Origin of the sequence: Methylobacterium sp. CCH5-D2 (assembly GCF_001556475.1) — a bacterium.
Lineage (GTDB): Bacteria > Pseudomonadota > Alphaproteobacteria > Rhizobiales > Beijerinckiaceae > Methylobacterium > Methylobacterium hispanicum.
The window spans coordinates 1-1,834 of record NZ_LSIX01001140.1 but is presented as its reverse complement, the minus strand read 5'-3'; the positions used below and the strand labels follow the sequence as shown (position 1 = coordinate 1,834).

At 76.3% G+C, this 1,834-nt stretch carries 3 protein-coding genes and 1 pseudogene; 3 read left to right on the top strand and 1 reads right to left on the bottom strand.

All coding sequences use genetic code 11. The features are described 5' to 3' along the window. From AX737_RS36600 to AX737_RS31030, 3 genes and pseudogenes are all read left to right on the top strand, one after another. A pseudogene (locus tag AX737_RS36600) lies at positions 1-293 on the top strand (hypothetical protein); the annotation flags it as partial. A gap of 31 nt (positions 294-324) precedes the next feature. Next, complete coding sequence (locus AX737_RS31035) at positions 325-996, top strand: HAD-IA family hydrolase (RefSeq protein WP_066928003.1); 672 nt, start codon at positions 325-327, stop codon at positions 994-996. 43 nt (positions 997-1,039) lie between these two features. Beyond that, positions 1,040-1,285, top strand: coding sequence for a hypothetical protein (locus AX737_RS31030; RefSeq protein WP_066928001.1), 246 nt, complete (start codon positions 1,040-1,042; stop codon positions 1,283-1,285). Positions 1,286-1,311: 26 nt separating this feature from the next. Here AX737_RS31030 and AX737_RS31025 read toward each other — a convergent pair whose 3' ends face one another. Further along, positions 1,312-1,815 (bottom strand): thermonuclease family protein, encoded by a 504-nt coding sequence (locus tag AX737_RS31025; protein WP_066927999.1) that lies wholly within the window; start codon positions 1,813-1,815, stop codon positions 1,312-1,314. Between the last annotated feature and the right edge of the window lie 19 nt (positions 1,816-1,834).

Here is a 1,834-nt window from a genome sequence, read left to right as displayed (position 1 = left end):
AGCCGCCGCAGGCCCCGCAGGGCGGGCCGGCGCCGCAGACACAACAGGCGCCCCAGGCGCAACCCCAGGCACAGCCGCCTGCGCAACCACAGGCGCCTCAGGCCGGACAGGCGCGGCCGGCTCCCGGCGGTACCCGGGCCGAGCGCCGACGCCGCTCCTACGCGAGCTGCAACCGGGCCTCGCACCAGCGCGGCCTGCACGGCGGCAAGCGCCGCCGTTTTCTCATCCGCTGCCGGCTCGGATACGAGCGTCCGCGCCAGCCGGCCGCCGCCCAGCCCGGGCCGCGGCCATGAGGGTCCTCAGGAGGCGGAGCCGCGCCCGGCCGTGAAGCTCATCGTCTTCGACGTCGACGGCACGCTCGTCGACAGCCAGCACCTCATCGTGGCCGCGCAGGGCATGGCCTTCGCCGAGCACGGCATGCAGGCCCCCGGGCGCACGGAGGCGCTCTCGGTCGTGGGCCTGTCCCTGCCACAGGCCTTCCGTCGGCTGGTCGGCGAGGACGGCCCGGTCCAGTCCCTCTCCGAGAGCTACAAGCGCGCCTTCCAGACCCTGCGTCTCGACCCGAACTACGAGGAGCCGCTGTTTCCCGGCATGGGTGACCTCCTCGCGCGGCTGCACGCGCGGGACGACGTGCTGCTCGGGATCGCCACCGGCAAGTCGCGGCGCGGCGTGAACCACCTGCTCGAGGTCCAGGGCTGGGAGGGCTGGTTCAGCACCACCCAGACCGCCGACGACGCCCCCTCCAAGCCCGACCCCGCGATGCTGCTCCAAGCCATGGCCGAGACCGGGCTCGATGCCGGCGCGACCGTGATGGTCGGCGACACCTCCTACGATATGGCCATGGCGGTCGCGGCGGGCGCGGCGGCGGTCGGGGTCGGCTGGGGCTACCACGTTCCCGGCGCCCTCTACGCGGCCGGCGCAGTCACGGTCGCGGACGATGCCGACGCCCTCGGCGCCTTGTTCGGCCGCCCCTCCGACCCGGCCCGCACGGCCTGAGGCCGGCTCGACGCGGCCGGCCGGCGGCGGCTATGCTGTCGCCATGCACCGCTCGCTGCTCATCGCCCTGCTCCTCCTGCCCGCGCCCGCCTCGGCGCAGACGATGGACGGCCCCGTGGCCGGCGGCGCCTTCGGGATGAGCGGCGCCGACTATTTCGGCGACATCCACGACCGTCCGCCGCCCGAGCGCGCGGCGATCCCGGCCCGGGCGAGCCGGCACCGCCTCGCCTCCGCGGCGAGGACCCGCGCGGTCAAGCCCAGGACACACACGCGCCGCGCGCCGCTCTGAGAGCGCCGCGGCCTACGCCGCGCGCCTCACTCGCCCGCCTGCGCGCTCGCCAGGGCCTTCGCCCGGCGCTGGGCCTGGCGCCAGTCCGCCGGCTCCTCGAACACGCCGGCCCAGATCCCCCGGCGGGTCGCCCAGGCCTTGCGCTCCTGGGGGATGTAGCCCTCGGCGGCCTGCCGGAGCGCGAGGGCGTGGCCGTGCCCGACCATCCAGGCAGAGAGATCGACGCCGCCGATGCTGCAGAGCGCCGTCACGCGCTCCTTCGCGGCGGGGCCCTGCGGCTCGCAGGCGACCGCGTGGGGGCCGATCCGCTGGCGCAGAGCCGCCGCCGCGGCCTGGCCGCAGCGGTAGGGCGCTCCGACCGCGGTCTCGCAGGCCTGCGCCGCCTCGGGTGCGTCGATCCCGTAGAGGTCGATGCGCCGGCCCTGCAGCTCGATCGTGTCGCCGTCGATCACGGTCGGATGGCCGCTGATCGGCTCGGCGGCGGCAGCCGGCGCGGCGAGGAGCAGGAGGAGGGCGGTCGGGCGCAGCATCGTTCGGGGACTCCGGGCG

Excerpts from the sequence above, each read along its gene's own strand:
- AX737_RS31030 (WP_066928001.1), top strand. The coding sequence starts at position 1,040 with ATGCACCGCTCGCTGCTCATCGCCCTGCTCCTCCTGCCCGCGCCCGCC.
- AX737_RS31025 (WP_066927999.1), bottom strand. The coding sequence starts at position 1,815 with ATGCTGCGCCCGACCGCCCTCCTCCTGCTCCTCGCCGCGCCGGCTGCC.